This window comes from Sanguibacter suarezii NBRC 16159, assembly GCF_001552735.1.
In the GTDB taxonomy this organism is placed as follows: domain Bacteria; phylum Actinomycetota; class Actinomycetes; order Actinomycetales; family Cellulomonadaceae; genus Sanguibacter; species Sanguibacter suarezii.
Map to the genome: position 1 here is coordinate 152,502 of NZ_BCRT01000001.1, position 24,394 is coordinate 176,895.

The following is a 24,394-nucleotide window of genomic DNA, read 5'->3' on the forward strand; positions in this document are numbered from 1 at the left end:
CTGTGGAGAACAGTTGGTGACCGCTCGATGAACACGCCTGTCAGCCGGTCGTGAGAGAGTCGTCCCATGGCTCCCCCCACCCCCTACTCCCCCGATTCCGACCGCCTCGAGGCCGAGGCCTACATCGAGCGGGTGGCCTTCGGCAGCGACGACCTCAGCGGCGTCGACGCCTCCGGGTCACGCCTCATCGAGTGCACCTTCGAGGGCACCCAGCTCTCTGGGGCGGACCTGCAGTCGGCCCGGATCATGGAGACCACCTTCACCACCGTCAACGCTGACACCCTCGACGCCTCCGACGGCGACTGGCAGGACGTGAGCGTCACCGCCAGCCGCCTGGGTGGCGTCCAGGCCTTCGGGTCGAGCTGGTCACGCGTGTCCATCACCGGCACCAAGATCGACTACCTCAACCTGCGCGACACCCGCATCACGGGGCTCACCTTCACCGACTGCGTGATCGGCGAGCTCGACCTCGCCGGGGTCCGCGCCACGACCGTGATCTTCACGAACACCCGGGTCGACCACCTCACGCTGAGCCGTGCCCAGCTCAAGAACGTCGACCTGCGCGGAGCGCACCTGGGTCAGCTGACCGGGTTGGCCGGCCTCAAGGGTGCGCGGATCGGCACCGACCAGCTCGACGCCTTCGCTCCCCTCTTCGCCGCGCACCTGGGCCTCACGGTCCAGGACTGACGCCCGCCTAGGAGTACGCCCCCGCCTGCAGCGCGAAGAGCTCGGCGTACAGGTCCGCGCGAGCCATGAGCGCCGTGTGCGTCCCCGCCTCACGGACGGAGCCGCCGTCGAGCACGATGATCTGGTCCGCGTCACGCACGGTGGAGAACCGGTGCGAGACGAAGACCGTGATCGCGCCAGCAACCCGCCCTGTCTCCTCCGCCGAGGCCACGAAGCGCTCGAAGAGCGCGTTCTCAGCAAAGGCGTCCAGGGCCGCGGCGGGCTCGTCGAGGATGAGCAGCAACGGGTCGGTCCGCATGAGGGTGCGCGCCAGCCCGAGCGTCTGCCACTGCCCGCCCGAGAGGTCCACGCCGTTGCCGTACTCGTGGCCCAGCAGCTGGTCGAGCCCGTCGGCGAGACGGTCGACGACCGTGCCCGCGCGTGCCCGTCCGAGGGCCGCCCACAGCGCTTCGTCGTCGTCGATCTTGCTGACCAGCCCCGTGCCGACGTTCTCGCGGAGCATCAGCTCGAAGCGCGCGAAGTCCTGGAAGAGGGTGGCTACCCGCTCGCGCCAGACGGAGTCGGGCAGGGTGGCGAGGTCCACGCCGTCCACCAAGATCCTGCCCGACGTCGGCTGGTACAGCCCGCAGAGCAGCTTCACCAAGGTGGACTTCCCGGCGCCGTTCTCGCCCACCAGGGCGAGCGTGCTGCCCGCCGGGACGGTGAAGCTCACGTCGTGGAGGACGGGGATCGTCTTTCCGGGGTAGCAGAACGAGACGTTCTCCAGGGTCACGCCGGAGGTCATCCGCTCGGGGACCTCCCCGGGCGGGGACGGCTCAGCCGAGGCGCTCTGCGACTCGCCCGACGTCGCCGCCGCCGTCGCGGCCGCGGCCGCTGCCGGGTCGTCCGCCACCATGGCCCGCAGCTCGGCGATGTGCTCACCGGTCCGGCCCACCGACTGCAAGATGCTGAGCACCGCGAGCCCGCCGGCAACCTGTGAGCTGACCTGCACCGCGAGCGTCATGACCAGCACCACCTGGCCGATGTTCGCCCCGCCGGCAGCAGCCTGGCGGACCACGAGGAAGACGGCGAGAGCGTAGGCGAGGGCGAACCACACCTGGCCGATCGCCCGCAGCACCGCCGCGCGCCGGTGCGCCGTCCACAGCTGGGCCGTGGTCGCGTTCCATGCCGCCCGCTGGCGCTCGGCGAGGGGACGCTGCGCCCCGAAGAGCCGCACCTCCTTGGCCGACTGGCCCGTGGTCCCCACCTGCACGAGGTGCCGCGAGAGCTGGATGTCCAGGGCCGCCTCGTCGCGGGTGGTGTCCATGATCTTCTGCGCCCGCTGCGCGAGCAGCACGGGAGGCACCGCCGCCAGGGGCAGCAGCACCAACCAGGGCTCCACCATGGCCAGGATCACCGTGGTGACGATCACCTGGAGCACCATGCCGCACAGCTGAAGGGTCACCTCCAGGGCCAGGCGCACCCGCTGCAAACCCTCGGTGGCCACCGTGAGCAGCTTGGCGAACTCGGGCCGGTCGAACTGGTCGATGCGGCCGCTCGAGTGCGCGATCTCCGCGATCTCGTCGGTGAGCTGCATCTGCTGCATGTCGCCCAGCTCGAAGTAGGACAGGTGCGCGAAGTGCCCCATCATGAGCTCGAAGATGAGCAGGAAGGCCAGACCGATGGCCAGGCCCACCGCACGCGAGGTGTCCTGGTCCAGCACCGCGTTGGTGAACGCACCGAGCCCCGCCCCCACCAGCGGCGCGGACAGGTAGCCCACGAGCATCAGGCCGGAGGCCACGAACAGGCGACGCCGGTCGGTGCGGTAACCCAGGGACAGGATGAAGCCGATGGCTCTCAGGAAGGTCATGCGGAGATCTCCTGCTCGGGGTTCGTCGACCCGGTCACGGCTGAGGTGTCCGTGGTCGGTGTGCGGAAACGGCTGGACTGCAGCTCGAAGAGCTCGGCGTAGCGCCCGCCCAGCTCGATGAGCTGGTCGTGGGTGCCGCGCTCGATCACCCGACCGTGCTCGATCACCACGATCTGGTCTGCTCGTCGCACGGTGGAGAACCGGTGCGAGATGACCACGCTGGTCAGGCCGTCCATCGTGGCCAGGAAGCGGTCGAAGAACTCGGCCTCGGCGCGGACGTCGAGCTGCGCCGTCGGCTCGTCCAGGACCAGCACCGACGCGCCGCCCTGCACTGCGAGGAGCGCTCGTGCGAGGGCGATGCGCTGCCACTGGCCGCCGGAGAGGTCCCGCCCGCCGGGGTAGCGGGCGGACAGCGGGGTGTCGAGCCCGTCGGGGAGCTGGTCGAGCACCACGTCGGCGCCGGCCCGCTCGGCGGCCGAGCGCACCGCCGCGCGGTCGTCCATGAGGTGCGGGGCTCCGAAGCCGATGTTCTCCCCGGCCGTGAGCTCGTACCGCACGTAGTCCTGGAAGATCAGGGCGAGCTGGCGCTGCCACTCGGAGGCGTCCACCTCCCGCAGGTCCACGCCGCCCACGGTGATCCGCCCGCGGGTGGGGTCGTAGAGCCGGGCCAGCAGCTTGACCAGGGTGGTCTTGCCCGCGCCGTTGAGCCCGACGATGGCCGTCGACCCGCCCGGCGCCAGCTCCAGGTCGAGGTCGCGGAGCACCCACGGCCCGCCGTCGGCGTACCGGAAGCTCACCCTCTCGAAGCGCACCACACCACGCAGCGAGGCCGCGTCCTGCCCGACGCCGCCCTCCCCGTTCTCGCTCTCCGCGCGCCCGGTGCTCGCCACGCCCGGCGCCGCCGCACCGGAAACTGCCTCGCCGGGACCCGCCGTCTGCGCGACGGAGACCAGCTCCTCGAAGCGCTCGAGCGCCTCGAAGGAGTGCAGGCCGTACTGGGTCTGCACGTCGCACTCGGGGAAGTAGACGCCGAAGCGCATCGGGATGAGCACCGCCTGGAGGGCCACCCCGAGCTGGAAGAGATTGAGGTTCCCGGCCGTGCCGGCCACCGCGATGATCACGAGCACCACCGCACCACCGACCAGGCCGACCATGGAGTACCCGACGAAGGGCCACAGCTGGAGCTTGCGGCTGCCGCGCCACTGGGGCTCGAAGTTGGCCATCGTGTCGTGGCGCAGCCGGGCGCGCAGCCAGGGCAGCAGCCCCAGCAGGCGGATCTCCTTGGCTGCCTTGGCTCCGGTGGCCACCTCACGCAGGTAGGACATCTTGCGCCGCGACCCCGACAGGGAGTCCCACAGCACCGCGAAGCGGCCGAGCGTCCCTCGGATCGCGAAGCGCACGACGAGCGCCGTCGCTGCGATGACCGCGGCAGCGACCGGGCTGACCACCACCGCGACCAGCACGACGGCGCCGACGAGCTGGATGTACCGGGAGGTGAGGGGGATGAGCGCACCGGCAGCCTCACCGGGGGTGCGGGCCAGCCGGGAGTAGGCCGCGCGGGCATCGGCGAGGATGTCGAGAGCCTCGGGCTCTTCGAGGACCGAGAGCGGCGCGTCGGCCAAGGCCGCGCCCATGAGCCGGTCGATGCAGTGCTGGTCGACCCGGCGACCGATCACCTCGACGATGCCTTCCTGGAAGGGCACCGCCAGCTGCTGGACCACGAGCAGCGCGAAGGCGACGAGCAGGGTGGTGAGCAGCTCGTCCCAGGTCGCGGCCGCAGCGGCGTCGGGCAGGAGGTAGAGCACCCGCCCCATGAGCACGATGACCGCGAGCGGGGCGAGCGCGAGCAGCACGCCCATCGCCAGGCCGCCGATGACGATCCCGGCTCCGGCGGTAGGGAGCAGCCGGATCAGCGCGATCCACCGTGCCGATCGTCGATGGACTGTCCTACGGATCGCCTGTCCGGCACTTCCCATGTCTGACCGCCAGCTTGCACATCGTCGTCATTGACTCAAACGGCTGAAACGTAGCACAGGGCAGATTGGCCAGAAAGGTAACCACTTTCCGCCAAAACACTCGCGCCCGCAGCGGGCTGAGCAGCGGCGATGGGTGGGAGCGTTCCCGCTCCCTGCGGTGGACCTACTGCTGGTCGAGCAGCGGACCGCACCCGGCGGACTCGGCGATGAACCCCGCAGCGGCGGTCGCGATGAGCCCGGACAGACCGCTGCCCTCCGGCAGCGGGCGCGGGTCGGGCGAGACCGTCCAGCAGGCGTCGACGACCTCGTAGGTGGCGCCCGGGCCGTCGGTGACGAAGGTGCTCAGCGCACCGAGCAGCCGCTCGACCTCCTCGAGGGTGGTGCCGACGCCCACGCTCGCTCGGATCGCCCCGGCGGCGTAGCCCAGGCGAGAGAGCAGCGGGTGGGCGCAGAAGCGGCCGTCACGCACACCGATCCCGTACTCGGCGGACAGGTACGCGGCCACCAGACCCGGGTCGTGGTCGACGACGGAGAAGGTCACCACGCCGACCGGGTCGACGGCGTCCGCCCAGGCCCGCACCACCTGCACACCGGGGATGGCCTCCAGCCCGGAGACCAGGCGCTCGCGCAGGAAGGCCTCGTGGGCCTCGAGGGTCCCGGCGGGCAGAGCCGCGAGCGCGTCGCAGGCCGCGGCGAGGGCGACCGCGCCGATGACGTTCGGGGAGCCGGCCTCGTGGCGGGCCGGCGCCGTGGTCCACACCACGGAGTCGACGTCGACCTGGCGCACGGCGCCGCCGCCGGCCAGGTACGGGGTGCCGGCGTCGAGCCAGTCCCGGCGGCCCACCAGCGCGCCCGAGCCGAAGGGGGCGTAGGTCTTGTGCCCGGAGTAGGAGATGTAGTCCACACCGGTCTCGGCGAGGGAGAAGCGACGGTGCGGGACGAGCTGGGCGCCGTCCAGCGCCACGCGCGCACCGGCCTCGTGGGCGAGCGCGACGACGTCGGCCACCGGGAGGTACTCCCCGGTGACATTGGAGGCCCCGGTGAGGGCGAGCAGCGCATAGGGCGCCCGGGCGAGCTCGGTGCGCAGGGCCGCCAGGGTCGCGGCGACGGAGTCCTCGCCATGCAGGACCGTCGCGCCGCCGGCGCTGCGCTGCCAGGGCAGCAGGTTGGCGTGGTGCTCGACGTCCAGGACGAGCACGCGGCCCGGCTCTCCGTCGGGGCCGGCGGGCACGCAGCCGGCGAGCAGGTTGAGGGAGTCGGTGGTGTTGCGCGTGATGACGGTGACGTCGTCGGTGCGGGCACCCACGAAGGCGCCGATGGTCTGGCGGCTCGCCTCGTAGAGGGCGGTGGACACCTGGGAGAGGTATCCGGCGCCGCGGTGCACGCTCGCGTACAGCGGCAGCGTCGTGGTGACCCGCTCGGCCACGGCGACCAGCGCCGGGGCGCTCGCCGCACAGTCGAGGTTGGCGTAGGCGATGGTGGTGCCGTCGACCAGCGGGACGAGGGTGTCAGAGCCGACGACGGGAAGGCAGGACCGGGCTTCGGTCGGGGTCAGGACAGGCATGAGGATCCTCCGTGCAGTTGAGGGGATCTCGTGCCGTCAGCGATGTACCGCACCGACCCCGCGCTTGCCGGAATGCCTTCTCGGCTCCGGCCAGGTCTTCACCCGGGGCACCCCACCGCGGAGGAGGGTTGCCGGCCAGCAAACCGGGGTTTTGCGCTGGCACTCATGACCTGGGTCCAGCATTCGTGAGGAACTCAGGGGTGTCAATCTGCAGGCACGCGGCGTCTCGCATCATGGACCGACCGTCTCAGATACGGCTCGCGGGGTGATGCTCAGTAGGACACACCATCCAGAGCGGCTGAGTGATCTGGCACGACGACGCCGCAGCAACCCCCTTGCCCAGCCCTGACGGGGCTGACGCAGGGCGAGGGTGCTACCGCCGGAACCGATGGACGACAGACGGAGGCATGACATGACCTATGCAGGCGACCTCACCCCCCAGCAGGCCTGGGACCTGCTCGAGAGCAACCCGGACGCGATCCTCGTGGACGTGCGCACCGAAGGCGAGTGGCGCCAGGTCGGCGTGCCGGACACCTCGTCCCTCGAGGGCGACCGCGCGGCGTTCATCGAGTGGACCACGCCCTTCGGCCCGAACGAGAACTTCCTCACCGAGCTGGCCGAGACCGGCCTCACCCCCGGCGACGAGCGGCCCGTCATCTTCCTGTGCCGCTCCGGCAACCGCTCCATCGGCGCGGCCATCGACGCGACCGCAGCCGGGTTCGGCCCGGCCTACAACGTCCTGGAAGGCTTCGAGGGAGACACCGACGCCGCCGGGCAGCGCACCGTGAACGGCTGGCGCCTGCGCGGCCTGCCGGCCACCACCTACACCGCCGGGGAGTGACGACGATGGCCACCCCCGACGCCGCGACCAGCACCGACTGTCCCGCCGACGCTGCTGCCACCACCGCAGGGACCGCGACTGCCACGAGCGAGCGCACGCTGCGCCCGCAGACCCTCTCGGTCCGCGGCGGCCAGCTCCGGTCCAACTTCCAGGAGACCTCCGAGCCGATCTACCTCACCCAGGGGTACGTCTACTCCAGCGCCGGGGAGGCGGAGTCTGCCTTCAAGGGTGAGACCGACCGCTTCATCTACTCCCGCTACGGCAACCCCACGGTGCACATGTTCGAGGAGCGCCTGCGCCTGCTCGACGGCGCGGAGGCCTGCTACGCCACGGCGACCGGCATGTCCGCGGTCTTCACCTCCCTCGCCGCCCTCGTGAGGTCGGGCAGCAGGATCGTCTCGGCCCGCGCACTGTTCGGCTCCACGGTCGTGATCTTCGAGGAGATCTTCGCCGACTGGGGCGTCACGGTCGACTACGTCGACGGCCACGAGCTCGACCAGTGGCAGGCCGCCCTGGCCACCCCGGCCGACGTCGTCTTCTTCGAGACCCCGTCCAACCCCATGCAGGACATCGTCGACGTCCGCGCCGTCGCGGACCTGGCGCACGCGGCAGGGGCCGTCGTCGTGCTCGACAACGTCTTCGCCACCCCGATCCTGCAGCAGCCCTTCGCGCTGGGCGCGGACGTCGTGGTCTACTCCGCGACCAAGCACATCGACGGCCAGGGCCGCGTGCTCGGCGGGGCGATCCTCGGCTCGACGGAGTACATCGAGGGCCCGGTGCAGAAGTTCATCCGCAACACCGGGCCGTCGCTGAGCCCCTTCAACGCCTGGGTGCTGCTCAAGGGCCTGGAGACGTTGCCGCTGCGGGTCCACGCCCAGACCGCGGCAGCGCTCAGGGTCGCCGAGCACCTGGAGACGCTGCCCGGGATCTCCCGGGTGCGCTACCCCTTCCTGCCCTCCCACCCGCAGTACGAGCTCGCCCGGTCCCAGCAGACCGGGGGCGGAACGGTGGTCACCTTCGACCTCGCCGTCCCGGAGGGCACCGACCCGGAGACCGCCAAGAAGCGCACCTTCGCCTTCCTCGACGCCCTCCAGGTCATCGACATCTCCAACAACCTCGGCGACGCGAAGTCGCTCATCACGCACCCGGCCACCACGACGCACCGCAAGCTCGGCCCCGAGGGCCGCGCCGCCGTGGGCATCGCGGAGACCACGGTGCGGCTGAGCATCGGCCTCGAGGACCCGCTCGACCTCATCGAGGACGTGGAGATCGCGCTGCGCGCCTGACTACTGGGCAGCCGCCGCGAACCGCGCGGTGATCTGACCCGGCCGGGTGATCGCCCCACCGACGACGACCGCCCAGGCTCCACGGCGCAGCGCCTCGGCGACCTCCTCGGGTGAGCCGATCCGCCCCTCGGCCACCACCGGGATCTCCAGTGCACTGGCCAGCTGTTCGACGAGGTCGAGGTCGGGCCCGCTCGGCACCGGGCCGCCGGTGTACCCCGACAGGGTGGTGCTGACGACATCGGCGCCCGCGTCGGCCGCGGCGACACCCTCGGCGAGGGTGGCGACGTCGGCCATGACGAGCCGGCCGTAGGTGCCGTGCACGAGCTCGACCACGTCGGCGAGCGTGCTGGCGTCGGGGCGCTCGCGCCCGGTGCCGTCGACCGCGACGATGTCAGCCCCTGCCTCGGCGACGGCGCGCACGGCGGCCAGGGTCGGGGTGATGTAGACCGGCGTCCCCCCGATCTTCCACAGTCCGATGATCGGCGCGTCGGTCCGTGCGCGGACGGCCGCGACGTCGTCGGGCCCTTCCAGGCGGACGGCGCTCGCGCCGCCGCCCAGCACGGTCATGGCCATCGCGGCCATGTGCTCCGGTCCGCGCAGCGGCTCCCCCTCGGCCGCCTGGCAGGAGACGATGAGGCGGCCGCGGACGGCGTCGAGCGCGTCCGGACTCACGGCAGTCGGGCTCGCGGCGTCCGGACTCATAGCCCCGCGCCGTCCGTCACGTCCACGATGGACAGGTCGATCTCGAAGGTCCGGGCCCACGGGAAGCTCAGGCTCCCAGGGACCACCTGCAGGCCCTGCAGCCCGGGGCTGGCCGCCAGGATCTCGCGCAGCTCGTCCTCCCAGGCGGCGGCGGACGGGTGGGCGCCGCTGACGTCGTCGTGACGGGCCGGGTCAGAGCCGAGCGTGAGACGAGCCTTGTGGCGCACCACGGACATCCATCCGTAGTCCTCGACCACCCGGCGGGCGATCGCGAGGCGGTGCGCCTGGGCGTCGAAGCTGCCGGCGGCCCGGCCCAGGTGAGCCACGACGAGCTGAGCGGCCACCGTGCCCAGGGTGTTGCCGGCGGTGTTCCAGGCGGCGTAGCCGTCCAGGTCGGCCCAGCTCATGGCCGGGGCGAGCGCGCCGACCAGGGCAGGGTCGGCGCCGTTGGGCTGGGCGACGTCGGCGAGGGCCACCCGGTGCCCGGCGGCGAGCAGCTCGGTGACGACCGCGGTGGTGCGCGCCGCACCGTCCCAGTCCCAGGTGTCCTTGGGCGCGCCAGCCCAGCTCGCGTGGTCGACGGCGCAGCCCGCGCTGGCACCGCAGACCGGGCAGAAGGGCGGGTGGACGACGAGGACGATGTCGGCCTCAGCCACGTCCTCCACGACGGTGGCGCCGGCGGCCTCGAGCTGGCGGACCACGGTGAGGCGGACCGGGCCGGTCTCGTAGGGTGCCGGGCGGTCGAGGCCGTCCGCGTCGGCGCAGGCGAGGGCGACCCGCGGGCCGCTCAGTCCCAGGTGCTGACCGATCGCCCGGGCCACGAGCACGGCACCGGTCTCGTCCGCGCCGGGGTGGACGATCACGCGGTCGGTGGTCCCCGCGATCTGGGACCACCGGGCGAGGTCGGTCTGGGCGCGGGCAGACAGGGACTTCAAGGCCGCGTCGTCCACGCCGACGACGAGGGTGTCGAGGGTGCCGCGCTGGGCCATGCTCAGCGCAGCCAGCGCCAGGGTGTGCTGCCGCAGACGGCGCCCGGTCCAGTCCGTGACGACGTCGTCGGGCACGGCCGGAGCGACCGTGTCGCGGGCCGCGGTGAGCTCGTCCTCGGTCGAGGCGAGCTGGGCGGAGAGCGCGTGCAGGTTCGGGCCGTGCTGGCTCCAGTACTCCGGCTCTTCCATCGCGTCCAGGCTGTTGGGGGTGCGGGGCACGACGATGGCGGCGTGCACCGGACCGCCCGGCTCGGTCAGCGGACGCCACAGGGCGAGCACGTCCTCGACCGGCTCGTGACCGATCCGTGAGCCGATCAGACCACCGAAGCCGAGGGCGTCCAGGCTCACCACGGCCGCGTCGGTGCGAGCCCGGGAGGTGCGGAACCACTCCGAGACGGCCTCGGGGTCAGGCGCCGTGCGGCAGTGCGGGCGCAGCTCCACGGGTGGCGTGGCGACGCTGACGCCGGCGATCGCGGCGACCTCCTGGGGGATGGCCCGGGTGGCCGGGCGGTCGTCGAGCGGGAGCAGGGTGAGCGTGATCATGAGAGTCCTCGCGAGCTGGGTGTGGGGGCGGAGGGGGCGGTGTCGTTCTGGTGGTGCTCTGGGTCTGCGGGTCCGGGCGGGCGGGCGCCGAGCAGCGTCGCTCCGAGCGCCACCGCCAGTCCGGGGAGCTGGGCATGGCGGATCTCGACGCCTCCGAGGGAGGCGAGCGCGGTCTCGGCGAAGGCCGCGCGGGCCTGGGCCAGCAGCAGCTGGCTCACCTGGAGCGCGCCCCCTCCCACGACGATGACCTGCGGGTCTACGGCGTTGGCGAGGGAGGCCAACGCCGTGCCGAGCCCGCGCCCCGCCAGCCGCACCGCGTCGACGGCGCGCTCGTCCCCGGCGCGCAGCGCGGCGGCCACGTCGACGAGGGTGGCGGCCTGTCCGCCGGCGAGGCGGTAAGTCTCGACCATCGCGGTTCCTGAGGCGATCGCCTCCACGTGACCGCGGCGCCCGCACGGGCACCGCCGGTCGCCGGCCTGCGGCACGGCCATGTGGCCCACGTGCCCGGCAAGGTGGTGCGCTCCCACGAGCGGGGTCCCGTCCACGACGACGGCGCCACCGACGCCGGTGCCCACCGTCACCGCGACGTAGCTGGTCAGCCCGGCGGCTGCGCCGTACCGGCCTTCCCCGAGGGCGAAGGCGACGACGTCGTTGACCACCGCCACCTGTGCGCCGTCGAGCAGCGCGGAGAGCTCGGCGGCGAGCGGGGTCCCTGCCCAGCCGGGCAGCGCGTCGGTCGCGGCGAGGATGGTGCCGGTGCGGTGGTCGACGACGCCCGCGGTGCCGACGCCGACGCGACGCAGCGGCCCGGTCATGCCGCCCGCGAGGGCGACCTCACGCAGGAGCTCGGCCGCGGTCGTGACGATCGACTGCGCCCCGCTGCGTGCGGGGGTGGGCCTCTCGCGCTGGGCGAGGACGGTCCCGGACGGATCGGCGAGGACGGCGAGCATCTTCGTGCCACCGATGTCCAGGCCGAGGCGCGGGCCGGGGGCGGTCATGAGCGACATCCGCGGTGCACCGCGAAGGTGAAGTCGTAGCGGTCGGCGCGATACAGGCTGTGAGCACGTTCGAGCGGACGGGCGTCGCCCGAGTAGGTGACGCGCGAGACGCTGAAGGCCGCGGAGTGCGGCGCGACGTCGAGCAGCGCCGCCTGCTCGACGTCGACGAGCGTGGCCCGGATGGTCTGGGACGCCACCTGCGGCTCCAGGCCGAGGTCGCTCAAGGTCTCGTAGAGGGAGGTGACCGCGCCGGCGGCGAAGTCTGCGGGGACGAGGTCGGCGGCCAGCCACACCTCCTCGATGCACAGCGGGATGCCGTCCGCGGTGCGCACACGCTCGAGGTGGACCACCTCCTCCCCCGGGGACAACCCGAGATCGGCGGCGACCTCGGGGGTGGCGGGCAGCCAGCTGACCTGCTGGGTCAGCGCCCCGGGGGTCATGCCGCGCTCACGCACGTCCTCGCTGAAGGAGGTCAGGGACAGCGTCTTGGAGATCATGGCCGGGTCGGCGACGTAGGTGCCCGACCCCCGGCGGCGGTAGACGAGTCCCTCCTCCACGAGCAGCGCCAGCGCGCGGCGCACGGTCATCCGTGAGACGCCGTAGGTGGTCATGAGCGTCCGCTCGGAGGGCAGCGAGTCGTGCGGGGCGAGACCGGCGGCGATGTCCTCGGCGATGCTCGCGCGCAGCCTCTCGTACTTGAGGTCCGGACAGACGTCGGTGGTGTCCACGGCGGGACCTCTCTGCTGGCGTGGGTGGTGCACGGCGGCGTCGTGCACGGCGGCGGAGCGGTCCCAGAGCGGTTGCGCGGGCCCTTCCGCGCTCAACCGTCATTGGTCCGTACCACTTGCCAGCACTGTACTCAGGTCCGTCACTCGCCACAAGGGTGAGAAACGCTGCGGTCCAGCGACGCCCTGGAGCCCCAGGGGCAGCCCCGGCGCGGCGGTGGTTAACTGACGACGTGACGCCCGAGGAGCAGTCCCCCACCCCGCGACCGTCCGTGGACCGCCAGGCGACCGATGGGTCCTCCGCCGGTCTCCCGATGGCCGCGGTGCGGCTCGGCGTCGGGCTGGCTGCGGGTATCCCGGCGGCCGTGGCCATGGCCGTGGCCGGGTACCCGCGCTTCGCGCCGCTGCTCGGATGGGACGTCGTCGCCCTGATCTTCGTGAGCTGGACCTGGCTGAGCGTGCTGCGGATGGACGCGACCGAGACCGCGACGCACGCCACGCGTGAGGAGCCCACGCGCGCCGCCTCGCACCTGATCGTGCTGGCGGCTGCTGTGGTGAGCCTGGTGGGCGTGGGGTTCCTGCTGCTCGCCTCCAGCGGGAGCCATCGTTTCCAGATCCTCACCGCCGCCATCGCCCTGGCCAGCGTGGTGCTGTCGTGGCTCGCGGTGCACACGCTCTTCGGGCTCAACTACGCCCGGCAGTACTACACCGGGCCCGACGGCGGGATCCGGTTCAACCAACCGGAACCGCCGCGGTACGTGGACTTCCTCTACGTGGCGTTCACCGTGGGGATGAGCTTCGCCATCTCGGACACGAACGTGGAGTCCCCAGAGATCCGCAAGACGGTGCTGGGCCACGCGCTGCTGGCCTACGTCTTCGGTTCGGTGATCCTGGCCTCGGTGATCAACCTCATCGCCGGGATCTGACCTCAGCGCCGTCCTCGCGTCCGGTCCGCGAAGGACCTCCCGGACGACGTCCAAGAACGACGGAGCCCCGGTCGACACGAGTCGACCGGGGCTCTGCTGCGCGGCCCGTCAGGGCACCGGCGCGTGAGTCAGGCGGGTGCGTCAGGCGGTGACGAGGGTCCCGAGCACGGAGGTGAAGAAGGCTAGGCCGTCGGTGCCGGCGCGCGGACCGGCCGCAGCGTCGGTGCCGAACCCGGCCTCGACTGCGTGCTCGGGGTGCGGCATGAGACCCACGACGTTCCCGGCCGCGTTGGAGATTCCCGCGATGCCCCGGCGTGAACCGTTGGGGTTGGTGCCGGCGTAGCGGAACACGACGCGGCCCTCACCCTCGAGCTCGTCGAGGGTGCGCTCGTCGGCGACGAACTGGCCGTCCTGGTTCTTCAACGGGATGCTGATCGTCTGGCCGGCCGTGAAGTCGCGGGTCCACGCGGTGTCCACGTTCTCCACGATGAGGTCCTGCTCCTTGCACAGGAACGCCAGGTGCTCGTTCTTGATCATGGATCCGGGCAGCAGGTGCGCCTCGGTGAGGATCTGGAAGCCGTTGCAGATGCCGAGCACGGGCAACCCGCCCTTGGCCGCGTCGACGAGGGCGTCCATGACGGGGGCGAAGCGGGAGATGGCCCCGGCGCGCAGGTAGTCCCCGTAGGAGAAGCCACCGGGCAGCACGACCGCGTCGACGTCCTTGAGGTCTGCGTCGGCGTGCCACAGCGAGACGGCCTGGCCGCCGGCGAGGCGCACCGCGCGGGCCGCGTCGCGGTCGTCGAGGGTGCCGGGGAAGGTGATGACACCGATCCGGGCGCCGGTCAGCGCCTGCTGGGACTCGCTCATGCCGAGGCGACCGTGTCGAGGGAGGCGGCGTCCACGACGCTCACGACGTCCTCGATGATCGGGTTGGACAGGACGCGCTCTGCGGCCTCGCGGGCTGCGGCGAGCACCTCGGGGGTGACGTCACCGTCCACCTCGAGCTCGAAGCGCTTGCCCTGACGCACGCTGGTGAAGCCGGTGAAGCCGAGGCGCGGCAGCGCACCGGCGACAGCCTTCCCCTGCGGGTCGAGGATCTCAGGCTTGGGCATGACGTCGACGACTACGCGTCCCACGGGGGCTCCTAGTGCTTGGTTCTGATCACGTGACGGGCGAGCACCGGCCAGCGCCCGCTGCGGTCGCGGCGAGTCGCATGGCACTGTGAGGCGCTGCGGCTTAGTTTATCGCCACATCGTGCACGCCAGCGGACCCGTCCCGCCCCTGAGACGTCGACCGTGGTCGGCCTCCTCGCAGAGCCCTCAGCCCTCGGCCTTGCCGCGGCGCCAGTACCCCATGAAGGCGACCGAGCGGCGGTCGATGCCGAGGTCCCGGACGAGGTGACGGCGCAGGTCCTTGACCACGCCGGCCTCCCCCGCGATCCAGGCGTAGCAGCCGCGGAGCGCGCAGCCAGGGCTGGCCGCCAGCGGCGCCGTCCCGCCTGCGGCCGGCACCTCCCAGAGGATCCCGGCGTCGATGTCGATGTCTTCCAGCTCGGCGCTCGACGCGGCGGCAGCCTCGGCGGCCGACTGCGCGCAGCCGCGCATGTGGTCACGGACCGCGCGGTCCAGCAGCACGCCGTGGTCGGAGGCCACCACGTTCGCGCCGTGGCGGGGCAGCCAGGTGAGACGCACGCCGTCGGGCAGGGCGACGGGCAGGGCGTCGCCCTCGTGGGGGACCTCGATGAAGGCGTGCGCGCGGGTGCCGGGGGCCAGGGACTCCAGGATCGAGGTGATCGCCGGCGCGGCGGTCTCGTCCCCGGCGAGCACGAGCGAGGTCGCCCCAGCCGGGGGCGCCCACTCGATGCCCGACGGCGGTCCCTCGTAGCGGGCGTTCGGGCCGATGAGCACGCACTCGGCGCCCACCTGAGCAGCGGCGACCCAGCGCGAGGCCGGGCCGTCGTTCTCGCCGTCGCCGTCGCCGTGCAGGACGAAGTCGATGTCCACCTCACCCAGACCGGCGTCGGGGCGCACGGCCCGCACGGTGTAGGTGCGCAGCGGGCAGCGCTCGTCGTCGGGCAGCTCGCGCCAGGCCTGGTACCAGGAGTCGCCGTCGAAGTCCGCGGCGACGGGGGCCCGGCCAGCAGCGGTGGGCAGGACCACCTTGATCCGCTGATCCAGCCCGTCCGTCCCGAAGGCGTGCAGGTCAGGCCCGGTGAAGGTGATCCGGACGAAGGAGGGTGACAGGCGGCGCACCCGGGCGACGGTCACCGAGAACACACGGTAGGCCGGCTGGGTGCGTTCCTGAGTCTGCGCGCGGGAGGACATGCTTCGAGTATGGCATGCCTAACCTTCCCTGGGTATGGGTCCCCTAACACTGGGTCGAAACTCGCCACCGCGCACGAGGAATGTCCGGTGCGATCAGCGGGTCAGAACAGCGACTCGCCCGTCAGGCGGTAGTAGGCGTCCAGGTATCGCGCGCGGGTAGCCTGCACGACGGCGTCGGACAGCAGGGGCGGGGCGCCTGCGCGGTCCCAGCCCGCCTCCGGCGAGACCAGCCAGTCGCGGATCGGCTGCTTGTCGAAGCTCGGCTGCGCCTGGCCCGGCTCCCACGCACCGAGATCCCAGAACCGCGAGGAGTCGGGGGTGAGCACCTCGTCGCCCAGCACGATCTCCCCGGTCACCGGGTCGGTGCCGAACTCGAACTTCGTGTCCGCCAGGATCACTCCCCGGTCGAGGGCGATCGCCTCGGCGCGGGCGTAGACAGCCAGCGTGAGCTCACGCAGCCGAGTCGCGGCGGCCTCGCCGATCTTGGCGGCCACCACCTCGAAGCTGACGTTCTCGTCGTGCTCGCCGACCTCGGCCTTGGTCGCCGGCGTGAAGATCGGCTCGGGCAGGCGTGACCCGTCGACGAGCCCTGGCGACAGCGGCACACCACAGACCGACTGGCTCTCGCGGTACTCCACCAGGCCCGAGCCGGTGAGGTAGCCGCGCACCACGCACTCCACGGGGAACATCTCGAGCCGGCGGCAGATCATCGCCCGGCCGGCGAGCGCGTCCGGGACCAGCCCGTCGCCGACCATCGTCGAGATCTCGGTGCTCACCACGTGGTTGTCGACGATGTCGGAGAACTGGTCGAACCACCACAGGCTCAGCTGGGTGAGGATCGTGCCCTTGTCCGGGATGCCGGGCGAGAGCACGTGGTCGAAGGCGCTGACCCGGTCCGAGGCCACCACGAGGACGACGTCGCCGAGCGGGTGCACCCCGCCGTAGGCGGCCAGGTCCGGCTCGTAGAGGTCACGGACCTTGCCGGAGTACACGTGGCGCCATCCCTCGTACGCCTGGGCGTCTGCCTGGAAGCCGGCGCTCATCGCAGCGTCCCAGCGGTCTGGCCGGCGGCAGCGGCCGCGGCGATGTCGGTGCGGTGGTGCGAGCCCGGCAGCACGATCTGGTCCACCCCGGCGTATGCCCGACGTCGGGCCTCGGCCAGGTCCTCCCCCACGGCCACGACCGAGAGCACCCGACCGCCCGCGCTGACCAGGTGGCCGTCGTCGTCGACCTTGGTGCCGGCGTGCAGCACGTGCACGCCCTCGAGCCGCTCGGCCTCGGTGACGCCAGTGATCGGGTCCCCGGACCGCACTGCGGAGGGGTAGCCGTTGGCGGCGACCACGACGGTCACCGCGGCGGAGTCGGCCCAGCGCAGGCGGGGCAGCTCGGCCAGGGTGCCGGTGGCCGCTGCCAGCAGCAGGACCGACAGCGGGGTCTGCAGACGGGACAGCACCACCTGCGTCTCAGGGTCACCGAAGCGGGCGTTGAACTCGATCACCCGGGTGCCGCGGCTGGTCAGCGCGAGGCCGACGTAGAGCACCCCGACGAAGGGGATGCCACGGGCCTTCATCTCGTCGATGGTCGGCTGCGCGACCCGGGCCACGACCTCGTCGACCAGTCCGGGCGGTGCCCACGGCAGCGGGCTGTAGGCGCCCATCCCACCGGTGTTGGGGCCGGCGTCGGCGTCGAAGGCGCGCTTGAAGTCCTGGGCCGGGGCGAGCGGGACGACGGTGTCGCCGTCGCTGATGCAGAACAGCGACACCTCGGGGCCGTCGAGGAACTCCTCGATGACCACGCGGGGGTCGCCGCCACGGTCGGGGTTGGCGAAGCAGGCCTGAGCGTGCTCGAGGGCCTCGACGCGGTCGCTCGTCACGACGACGCCCTTGCCCGCGGCCAGGCCGTCGTCCTTGACCACGTAGGGCGGGCCGAAGGCGTCGATCGCCTCGGCGACCTGGTCGACGGTCGAGCAGACGTGGGCCATCGCGGTGGGGACCTCGGCGGCGGCCATGACGTCCTTTGCGAAGGCCTTGGACCCTTCCAGGCGGGCCGCGTCGGCGCTCGGGCCGAAGACCGCGATCCCGGCGGCCTTGACGGCGTCGGCCACCCCGGCCACCAGCGGGGCCTCGGGGCCCACGACGACGAGCTCGGCGCCCAGCTGCTGCGCCAGCGCGGTCACCGCAGCGCCGTCGAGCGCGTCCACCGCGTGCACGGTGGCCAGCTCGGCGATGCCCGGGTTCCCGGGCGCCGCGTGCAGCTCGTGCGCGCCCACGGCGGGCGTCTCCTGAGCGAGGGAATGAATGATGGCGTGCTCGCGGGCACCGGAACCGACGACAAGAATCTTCACGCCGCCGAGTCTAACGGCGAAGCCCCACCCCACCCCCGACCGTCCACCCCCGCCTTCCCCACCCCCCACCCCCGATCCCGCCCCGATCCCCGAACTCGTGAATCACCCCACGAACTCGTGAGCCAGGGCCGCTCTCCGGTGGGAGAACGGCCCTGGCTCACGAGTTCGCGGACCCGCTCACGAGATCGTGAGGGGAGGGTGCGCGGGGGTGGTGCGGGTGGCGCTGGGTGGCGCGAGGGGTGCGGGTCAGTCCAGGAGGTCGAAGCGCTGGATGGTCGCCTCGCGGTCCGGGCCCACGCCGATCGAGGACATCCGGGTGCCGGACATCTTCTCCAGGGCGAGGACGTACTTCTGAGCGTTCTCCGGCAGGTCCTCGAAGGTCCGGACCCCGGTGATGTCCTCGGTCCAGCCGTCGAACTCCTCGTAGATCGGCTTCGCGTGGTGGTAGGCGCTCTGGTCGAGAGGCATCTCGTCGTAGCGCACACCGTCGACGTCGTAGGCCACGCACACGGGGATCTTCTCGATCCCGGTGAGCACGTCCAGCTTGGTCAGCACGAAGTCGGTCAGGCCGTTGATGCGGGAGGAGTACCGCGCGATGACGGCGTCGTACCAGCCGCAGCGACGGGCGCGGCCGGTGGTCACGCCGAACTCACCACCGGTGGTGCGCAGGAACTCGCCCCACTCGTCGAAGAGCTCGGTCGGGAACGGGCCCTCGCCGACGCGGGTCGTGTACGCCTTGATGACGCCGACCACGCGGTCGATGCGGGTGGGGCCGATCCCGGACCCGGTGCACACCCCGCCTGCGGTCGCGTTCGAGGACGTGACGAAGGGGTACGTGCCGTGGTCGACGTCGAGCATGGTCGCCTGGCCGCCCTCGAAGAGGACGGTCTTGCCCTCGTCGAGCGCGTTGTTCAGGACGAGCGAGGTGTCCGCGACCATCGCGCGCAGCCGCTCGGTGTACTGCAGCAGCTCCTCGACCGTCTCGTCGACCGTGATGGCGCGGCGGTTGAAGACCTTCACCAGCAGCTGGTTCTTCTGCTCGAGGGCGCCCTCGACCTTGGCGCGCAGGATCTTCTCATCGAAGAGGTCCCACACGCGGATGCCCACGCGGTTGATCTTGTCGGAGTAGGTCGGGCCGATGCCGCGACCGGTCGTGCCGATCCGGCGCTTGCCCAGGAACCGCTCGGTGATCTTGTCCATCGTCCGGTTGTACGGGGCGATGACGTGCGCGCTACCGGAGACGAGCAGGCGGGAGACGTCCACCCCGCGGGCGATCAGCGCGTCGAGCTCTTCGTAGAGGACCTCGATGTCGATGACCACGCCGTTGCCGATGACCGGGGTCACGCCGGGAGACAGGATCCCGGACGGCAGCAGGTGCAGCGCGTACTTCTCACCTCCCACGACCACCGTGTGCCCGGCGTTGTTCCCGCCGTTGAACTTCACGACGTAGTCGACCCGAGAACCGAGCTGGTCGGTTGCCTTGCCCTTGCCTTCGTCTCCCCATTGGGCGCCGACGACTACCACGGCTGGCATGGAATCCCCACTTTCGACCTGCCTGTGTGTGGATGACACCGCGCGTCAACATCGCGCTGGTGCACCGGACAGCCGGGCGGCAGTGACCCGATTTCCCCGATGAGTTTACCGTCGATCGTGACTAACGCAGCCGCGCCACGGCGTCGGCCGAGACACCGGAGTCGGCCAGGAAGGTCTGGCAGCGGGCGGCCTCGTCCTCTTCGCCGATGATCTCGGCGGCCTCGGCGAGCGCGAGCAGCGCCCGCAGGAAGCCCTGGTTGGCCTCGTGGTCGACGGGGATCGGGCCCTGGCCGCGCCAGCCGGCCCGGCGCAGGGAGTCCAGGCCGCGGTGGTAGCCGGTCCGGGCGAAGGCGTAGGCGGTGACCTCGTCACCGCGGTCCAGGGCCTCCTCGGCGAGCAGCGCCCACACGTACGACGACGACGGGTAGTCCCGTGCGACGTCGGCCACGGAGCGTCCGGCCGCGATCTCGGCGCGGGCTGCCAGGTCGGGGTGGTCGGCGCCGAGGAGGGTCGGGGCGATGCCGCCGAGCAGGTTGGTGTGGGCGGGACCGGAGGGGTGCGGGGCGTGGCTCATAGCTGCCATTGTGCCCCCTGCACCATGGAGAGATCACTCACAGAGTCAACCTATGAAAGGTGCAGGGCCCCACAGGCGTGACTAGAGTCGTAGGCATGATCCAGATAGCAACGTCGCCCGCCACCACCACTCTGGTGATAGCAGGGGATCTGGACCTTGCTGAACGCGACCAGTTCCCTGAGATCGCCGCGCGGGTCGTCGGACTCCGCCGCCAGCTCCTCGTGATCGACATGTGCCGGGTCACCTTCATGGACTCCACCGGCGCGGCCTTCCTCATCTCGCTGGCCGACTCCGGCCGCAAGCGCGGCGGCGCGACGGTGCTGCGCGGCTGTGACGACCGCGACATGTTCGTGCTCGAGGTCTGCGGTGCGCTCGAGCTGTTCCGCATCGACGCCGACCACAGCTGTGCTCCCGCGACCCCGGCGTCGGGCACCCCGATCTCACCTGCGTGAGGACGGAGCGCGCCCTCTAGCGCGCTGAGGGGCGGATCTTCGCCCACACGAGCTTGCCCGAGCCGCTCGGGCGCCAGCCCCAGTCGGCGAGCCGCTCGACGATCTGCATGCCGTAGCCGCCCAGCCGGTTGGCGTGCCCGTCGGTGGTGACCGGCGGTGCCGGGTTGGAGTCCTCGACCTCGATGCGCAGGCCGTCCCCGGTGTCGAAGAGCCGCAGCGAGATGTGCCCCCAGCCGTGCAGGACGCCGTTGGCCACGATCTCGGAGACCACGAGCTCAGCGTTCGCGACGTCGTCGAGCTCCCAGGCCTGACAGGTGCGCAGCACCGCGTGGCGGGCGCGCCCGATCGAGGCCGGCTCGCTCGGCAGCAGCCAGCGCCGCGACCGCGGGCTCATCGCTGGCGGCGCGCCGTCGGCCACCGGGTCCGGCACCCGCACGACGACGACGGCCACGTCGTCCTCGGGGGCGTCGGCGAGGCGGGCGAGGAGCTCTTCCCCGATCCCGGCCGCGTCGGTCGCGGCGCTGCGCTCGGCCGCGTCGACCAGCGCTGCCAGCCCTGCGCGCAGCGCACGGTTGCGTCGTTCGATGAGTCCGTCGGTGTAGAAGATCAGCGCGTCGCCAGGCTCCAGGGTCTCCGCCGCGGTCCCGCGGGCGCGGGACCCGAAGCCGATCAGCGCGCCGCCGGCGCCGCTGAGCTGGGAGACCTTGCCTCCTCGGAGCAGGAGCGGGGGCAGGTGACCGGCGCGGGAGTACTCCAGCCGCCACCGTCCGGCCGGCTCGGTGGGAGTCGCCGTCTCCGCCTTGATCTGGCGCAGAGTGGCGTAGACCAGGCTCGCTGAGCGCGGCACCCGCATCCCCACCATGAGCTGGTCGACGCGTTCGAGCACCAGCTCGGGCGTCGTCAGCTCGAAGGCGTAGGACCGCACGACCGACCGGAGCTGACCCATCGTGGCCGCAGCCTCGATGTCGTGCCCGACGACGTCCCCGATGACCAGCCCGGCGACCTCGTCGTCGATGTGCAGGACGTCGTACCAGTCACCGCCGACCTGGGCATGGTCGGAGGTCGGGGCGTAGTACGTCCACACGTCCAGGCCCGCGATGTCCGCCTGCTCAGGGAGCATCGCCCGCTGCAGCGTCTCGGCGAGCTGGTGCTCACGGGCGTACAGGCGCACGTTGTCGATCGCCATGCCCACGCGGCGCGCGACGACGTGCAGCAGCGTCATGGTGGTCGCGTCGACGTCGCTGAGCGCCGCGACCGAAGAGTCCGTGGGGGTGGTGACCAGCAGGCCCAGCACGCGACGGCGGCCTGGGACCGCGTGGACGACGACCATCGGCCAGTCGTCGCGGTCTGCCGCGGCCTCGCCGCCGGTCTCGGTGGCGTCGGGGATGCCCAGCCGCTCGCGCATCTCGTGGGCCAGGACCCGAGCGGCGGTGCCCATCGGGTAGTCGGTGCGCAGCGGGAAGGTGATCGGGCCGGCGACCTGCCCGTCGAGGAGGTCTTGCAGCGGGTCGATCGCCGGAGCGATCGACAGGGTGTGCTCGACGCTGACGCCGGGCGTGCGGGAGTCGCCGAGCGCGTCCACGCTCACCCCCGCCTCCCGGGCCGGCCGGTTCGAGCCGCCCTGGGTGGTCACTGAGACGTTGATCCCCTCGGAGAAGACCAGCCCGTTGTCGTTGAGGAAGAACCCCGCCCACCCCACGACGCCGTGCTGCAGGTGCTGGGCGACCTCACGCAGCACATAGGGATAGTCCAGGTCGGTGAGCAGGTCGGAGACGAGGGAGACCAGGTCGAGGGTGGTCCGGGCGGCACGCTCAACCGCGATGGACCGCGCCTGTTCCTCGCGCTCGAGGACCTCCTGGGACACGTCGGTGATCATCGCCACCCAGTGCCGCACGGTGTTGTCTCTGTCACGCACCTGCGCCACGGAGTACTCGAACCACGCCATGCCGCCGTCGGCGCGCGCGCTGAGCATCCGCCAGGTCTGGGGCAGGTCGTCCTCGTCGCCGACGAGGTCGGCGCGCAGCGCCGCGAAGTCGAAACCTGCGCTCCCAGGCGCCTCCAAGATGGTCAGCGCCAGCCCGACGACGTCGCGCGCGGGGTACCCGGTGGCGCGGGAGAACGCCTCGTTGGCCCAGACGATGGTGGGGACGTCGGGGGCAGGGTCGAGGATGAGCGTGGCGATACCAGCAGCCTGGAGGGCGCGGTCACGGACGACCGGCAGATCGGTCGGTTCGTCGCCTGCGTCCGGTCCCGAGACCGGTAGATGTGCTTGAGCGCTCCGCATCGAGAACTCCATCCTCCCTTCCTTCTCCGTGCGCTAGCCAATTGTCCATCACTGTGCGCTAGCCAATTGCTCGCCGACCGGACACAATGGTCATCTGCCGAAGGGAGCATTCGTGGGCGACGCTAACACCCCTGCCGCTGGTCAGCCTCTCCAGTCCGTACGCCCGCCGTCACTCTCAGTGTCAGGCGGTGAGTCCAAGCCTGCCACCACCGGGGCTATCGAGCCCGGAAGTGTGCACGTCATCGTGGGTACCACGCACGCGCGAGTCGTGCTGTCCGGAGAGATCGACGCGGACCTCGCGGCTGATCTCGCAGAGGCGACACGAGACGTGCAGGACTCGAAGCTCGCGGTCGAGATCGATGCGCACCACGTGACGTTCATGGACTCCACCGGTGTGGCGTTCCTCGCACGCCTGTCCGCGGTCACCCAGGAACCGGTCCGGATCTTCAACACACCCCCGACCGTACGCTTCCTGCTCGAGGTGACGAGCATCGGGAGCATGCTCGAGATCGTCGAGGACACCCCCGGCGCGACCGGCGCGCCACCGCACATGCTCGGTCACCTGCGGCTCACCGACTGACGGTTCCGCAGGCGGCACGACTGGACTCCTGACCCCATGCACGACCAGACGCACGAAGGCCCCGGTGGAATCCACCGGGGCCTTCGTGCACTCAGAGATGATCAGATGAGATCAGCTCAGCCGATCTTCTGGCCGGCCGAACGCAGCTGCTGTGCAGCCTCGACGATGCGCTGAGCCATGCCGGCCTCAGCCGCCTTGCCCCAGGCGCGCGGGTCGTAGGCCTTCTTGTTGCCCACCTCGCCGTCGACCTTGAGGACGCCGTCGTAGTTGGTGAACATGTGGCCGACGACCGGACGCGTGTAGGCGTACTGGGTGTCGGTGTCGATGTTCATCTTGATGACACCGTTGTCGACAGCCTCGGAGATCTCCTCGGCCGTGGAGCCGGAGCCGCCGTGGAAGACGAGGTCGAAGGGGTTGTCCTTGCCGATGACCGAGCCAACACCCTCCTGGATCTCCTTGAGCAGCGACGGGCGCAGCTTGACGGCACCAGGCTTGTACACACCGTGCACGTTGCCGAAGGTCAGTGCCGTGAGGTAGCGACCCTTCTCGCCGGTGCCGAGGGCGCGGACCGTTGCCAGGCCGTCCTCGACCGTGGTGTAGAGCTTCTCGTTGATCTCGGCCTCGTGGCCGTCTTCCTCGCCACCGACGACGCCAACCTCGATCTCGAGGATGGTGCGTGCGGCGACCGAGAGCTCCAGGAGCTCCTCGGCGATGATGAGGTTCTCCTCTAGCGGCACGGTCGAGCCGTCCCACATGTGCGACTGGAAGGTGGGGAGCTTGCCGGCCTTGACCTGCTCAGCCTCGAGGGCGAGCAGCGGGCGGACCCAGGAGTCGAGGTTCTGCTTGGCGCAGTGGTCGGTGTGGATCGCGACGGTGATGCCGTAGTTCTTGGCAACCTCGGTCGCGTACGCGGCGAGCGCGAGCGAACCGGTGACGCGGTCCTTGATGGTGGAACCGGAGGCGTACTCAGCGCCACCGACCGACACCTGGATGATGCCGTCGCTCTCCGCCTCAGCGAAGCCCTGCAGGGCTGCGGTGACGGTGGAAGAGGAGGTGATGTTCACGGCCGGGTAGGCAAACTTGCCTGCCTTCGCGCGGTCGATCATCTCGGCGTAGACCTCTGGGGTTGCGATGGCCATCAAAAACTCCTGTGAGAGAGGGGGCAGAACGCTTTCCCACCAAGTTTGTCATGAAACCGCGGCGAAGGTCCTAGGCCG

The 24,394-nt window shown here is 71.4% G+C and carries 22 protein-coding genes and 2 riboswitches; of the genes, 6 read left to right on the forward strand and 16 right to left on the reverse strand.

Annotation, left to right across the window (positions count from 1 at the left end; genetic code table 11):
• Positions 1-66 precede the first annotated feature (66 nt).
• Entirely contained in the window at positions 67-687 is a 621-nt protein-coding gene (locus SS2_RS00705; RefSeq protein ID WP_066460355.1) for a pentapeptide repeat-containing protein, read from the forward strand.
• A 7-nt stretch (positions 688-694) separates the two neighbouring features.
• Here the strand turns inward: SS2_RS00705 and SS2_RS00710 are convergent, their stop codons facing one another.
• From SS2_RS00710 to SS2_RS00720, 3 genes are all read right to left on the reverse strand, one after another.
• A complete protein-coding gene (locus SS2_RS00710; RefSeq protein WP_066460357.1) occupies positions 695-2,536 on the reverse strand; it encodes an ABC transporter ATP-binding protein in 1,842 nt (613 codons plus the stop codon).
• Positions 2,533-4,512 carry an ABC transporter ATP-binding protein gene (locus SS2_RS00715; RefSeq protein ID WP_083941448.1) on the reverse strand — a complete coding sequence of 660 codons (1,980 nt, stop codon included), beginning with the start codon at positions 4,510-4,512 and terminating at the stop codon, positions 2,533-2,535. The genes SS2_RS00710 and SS2_RS00715 overlap by 4 nt, the downstream gene beginning before the upstream one ends.
• Before the next feature lie 163 nt (positions 4,513-4,675).
• Positions 4,676-6,076, reverse strand: a complete 1,401-nt coding sequence (locus tag SS2_RS00720) for an aminotransferase class V-fold PLP-dependent enzyme (RefSeq protein ID WP_066460359.1) — start codon at positions 6,074-6,076, stop codon at positions 4,676-4,678.
• Positions 6,077-6,131: 55 nt separating this feature from the next.
• A riboswitch (SAM riboswitch) is annotated at positions 6,132-6,247 on the reverse strand.
• A 111-nt stretch (positions 6,248-6,358) separates the two neighbouring features.
• A riboswitch (SAM riboswitch) is annotated at positions 6,359-6,471 on the forward strand.
• Between the two features lie 17 nt (positions 6,472-6,488).
• Between SS2_RS00720 and SS2_RS00725 the strand changes: the two genes are divergently transcribed.
• Together SS2_RS00725 and SS2_RS00730 are read left to right on the forward strand one after the other, a co-directional pair.
• On the forward strand, positions 6,489-6,917 hold the full coding sequence (locus SS2_RS00725; RefSeq protein ID WP_066460364.1) for a rhodanese-like domain-containing protein: 429 nt from the start codon (positions 6,489-6,491) through the stop codon (positions 6,915-6,917).
• 5 nt (positions 6,918-6,922) lie between these two features.
• Complete coding sequence (locus tag SS2_RS00730; RefSeq protein WP_066460366.1) at positions 6,923-8,203, forward strand: O-succinylhomoserine sulfhydrylase; 1,281 nt, start codon at positions 6,923-6,925, stop codon at positions 8,201-8,203.
• Here the strand turns inward: SS2_RS00730 and SS2_RS00735 are convergent, their stop codons facing one another.
• The 4 genes from SS2_RS00735 to SS2_RS00750 are packed head-to-tail and all read right to left on the reverse strand — an operon-like array spanning position 8,204 to position 12,163.
• Positions 8,204-8,905, reverse strand: a complete 702-nt coding sequence (locus tag SS2_RS00735) for an N-acetylmannosamine-6-phosphate 2-epimerase (RefSeq protein ID WP_066460368.1) — start codon at positions 8,903-8,905, stop codon at positions 8,204-8,206.
• Complete coding sequence (locus SS2_RS00740; RefSeq protein WP_066460369.1) at positions 8,902-10,437, reverse strand: DUF4127 family protein; 1,536 nt, start codon at positions 10,435-10,437, stop codon at positions 8,902-8,904. Before SS2_RS00740 ends, SS2_RS00735 begins: the two co-directional genes overlap by 4 nt.
• The gene (locus tag SS2_RS00745) at positions 10,434-11,435 is read right to left on the reverse strand and encodes an ROK family protein (protein WP_066460371.1); all 1,002 of its coding nucleotides are present in this window, start codon (positions 11,433-11,435) and stop codon (positions 10,434-10,436) included. Before SS2_RS00745 ends, SS2_RS00740 begins: the two co-directional genes overlap by 4 nt.
• Positions 11,432-12,163, reverse strand: coding sequence for a GntR family transcriptional regulator (locus SS2_RS00750; RefSeq protein ID WP_169796232.1), 732 nt, complete (start codon positions 12,161-12,163; stop codon positions 11,432-11,434). The genes SS2_RS00745 and SS2_RS00750 overlap by 4 nt, the downstream gene beginning before the upstream one ends.
• Before the next feature lie 230 nt (positions 12,164-12,393).
• On the opposite strand from SS2_RS00750, the gene SS2_RS00755 reads away from it, so the two are divergent.
• Complete coding sequence (locus SS2_RS00755; protein WP_245643247.1) at positions 12,394-13,086, forward strand: DUF1345 domain-containing protein; 693 nt, start codon at positions 12,394-12,396, stop codon at positions 13,084-13,086.
• Between the two features lie 141 nt (positions 13,087-13,227).
• On the opposite strand, the gene purQ is transcribed toward SS2_RS00755, so the two are convergent.
• The 7 genes from purQ to SS2_RS00790 all read right to left on the reverse strand — a co-directional run bounded on the left by purQ (position 13,228) and on the right by SS2_RS00790 (position 19,870).
• Positions 13,228-13,953: a phosphoribosylformylglycinamidine synthase subunit PurQ gene (gene purQ / locus SS2_RS00760; protein ID WP_066460375.1), complete on the reverse strand. Its 726-nt coding sequence runs from the start codon at positions 13,951-13,953 to the stop codon at positions 13,228-13,230.
• The gene (purS, locus tag SS2_RS00765; protein ID WP_066460376.1) at positions 13,950-14,222 is read right to left on the reverse strand and encodes a phosphoribosylformylglycinamidine synthase subunit PurS; all 273 of its coding nucleotides are present in this window, start codon (positions 14,220-14,222) and stop codon (positions 13,950-13,952) included. Before purS ends, purQ begins: the two co-directional genes overlap by 4 nt.
• Before the next feature lie 183 nt (positions 14,223-14,405).
• Positions 14,406-15,410 carry a siderophore-interacting protein gene (locus SS2_RS00770; RefSeq protein ID WP_066460377.1) on the reverse strand — a complete coding sequence of 335 codons (1,005 nt, stop codon included), beginning with the start codon at positions 15,408-15,410 and terminating at the stop codon, positions 14,406-14,408.
• 101 nt (positions 15,411-15,511) lie between these two features.
• Complete coding sequence (locus SS2_RS00775; protein WP_066460378.1) at positions 15,512-16,453, reverse strand: phosphoribosylaminoimidazolesuccinocarboxamide synthase; 942 nt, start codon at positions 16,451-16,453, stop codon at positions 15,512-15,514.
• Entirely contained in the window at positions 16,450-17,754 is a 1,305-nt protein-coding gene (purD, locus tag SS2_RS00780; RefSeq protein WP_066460379.1) for a phosphoribosylamine--glycine ligase, read from the reverse strand. The genes SS2_RS00775 and purD overlap by 4 nt, the downstream gene beginning before the upstream one ends.
• A 246-nt stretch (positions 17,755-18,000) precedes the next feature.
• Positions 18,001-19,287: an adenylosuccinate synthase gene (locus tag SS2_RS00785; RefSeq protein WP_066460381.1), complete on the reverse strand. Its 1,287-nt coding sequence runs from the start codon at positions 19,285-19,287 to the stop codon at positions 18,001-18,003.
• Positions 19,288-19,408: 121 nt separating this feature from the next.
• A complete protein-coding gene (locus SS2_RS00790) occupies positions 19,409-19,870 on the reverse strand; it encodes a DUF3151 domain-containing protein (RefSeq protein ID WP_083941451.1) in 462 nt (153 codons plus the stop codon).
• Between the two features lie 86 nt (positions 19,871-19,956).
• Between SS2_RS00790 and SS2_RS00795 the strand changes: the two genes are divergently transcribed.
• Entirely contained in the window at positions 19,957-20,313 is a 357-nt protein-coding gene (locus SS2_RS00795) for an STAS domain-containing protein (protein ID WP_066460387.1), read from the forward strand.
• A gap of 16 nt (positions 20,314-20,329) precedes the next feature.
• On the opposite strand, the gene SS2_RS00800 is transcribed toward SS2_RS00795, so the two are convergent.
• Positions 20,330-22,597, reverse strand: coding sequence for an ATP-binding SpoIIE family protein phosphatase (locus tag SS2_RS00800; protein ID WP_066460519.1), 2,268 nt, complete (start codon positions 22,595-22,597; stop codon positions 20,330-20,332).
• Positions 22,598-22,841: 244 nt separating this feature from the next.
• On the opposite strand from SS2_RS00800, the gene SS2_RS00805 reads away from it, so the two are divergent.
• Entirely contained in the window at positions 22,842-23,177 is a 336-nt protein-coding gene (locus tag SS2_RS00805) for an STAS domain-containing protein (RefSeq protein WP_245643249.1), read from the forward strand.
• A 116-nt stretch (positions 23,178-23,293) separates the two neighbouring features.
• On the opposite strand, the gene fbaA is transcribed toward SS2_RS00805, so the two are convergent.
• The gene (gene fbaA, locus SS2_RS00810; protein ID WP_066460391.1) at positions 23,294-24,316 is read right to left on the reverse strand and encodes a class II fructose-bisphosphate aldolase; all 1,023 of its coding nucleotides are present in this window, start codon (positions 24,314-24,316) and stop codon (positions 23,294-23,296) included.
• Between the last annotated feature and the right edge of the window lie 78 nt (positions 24,317-24,394).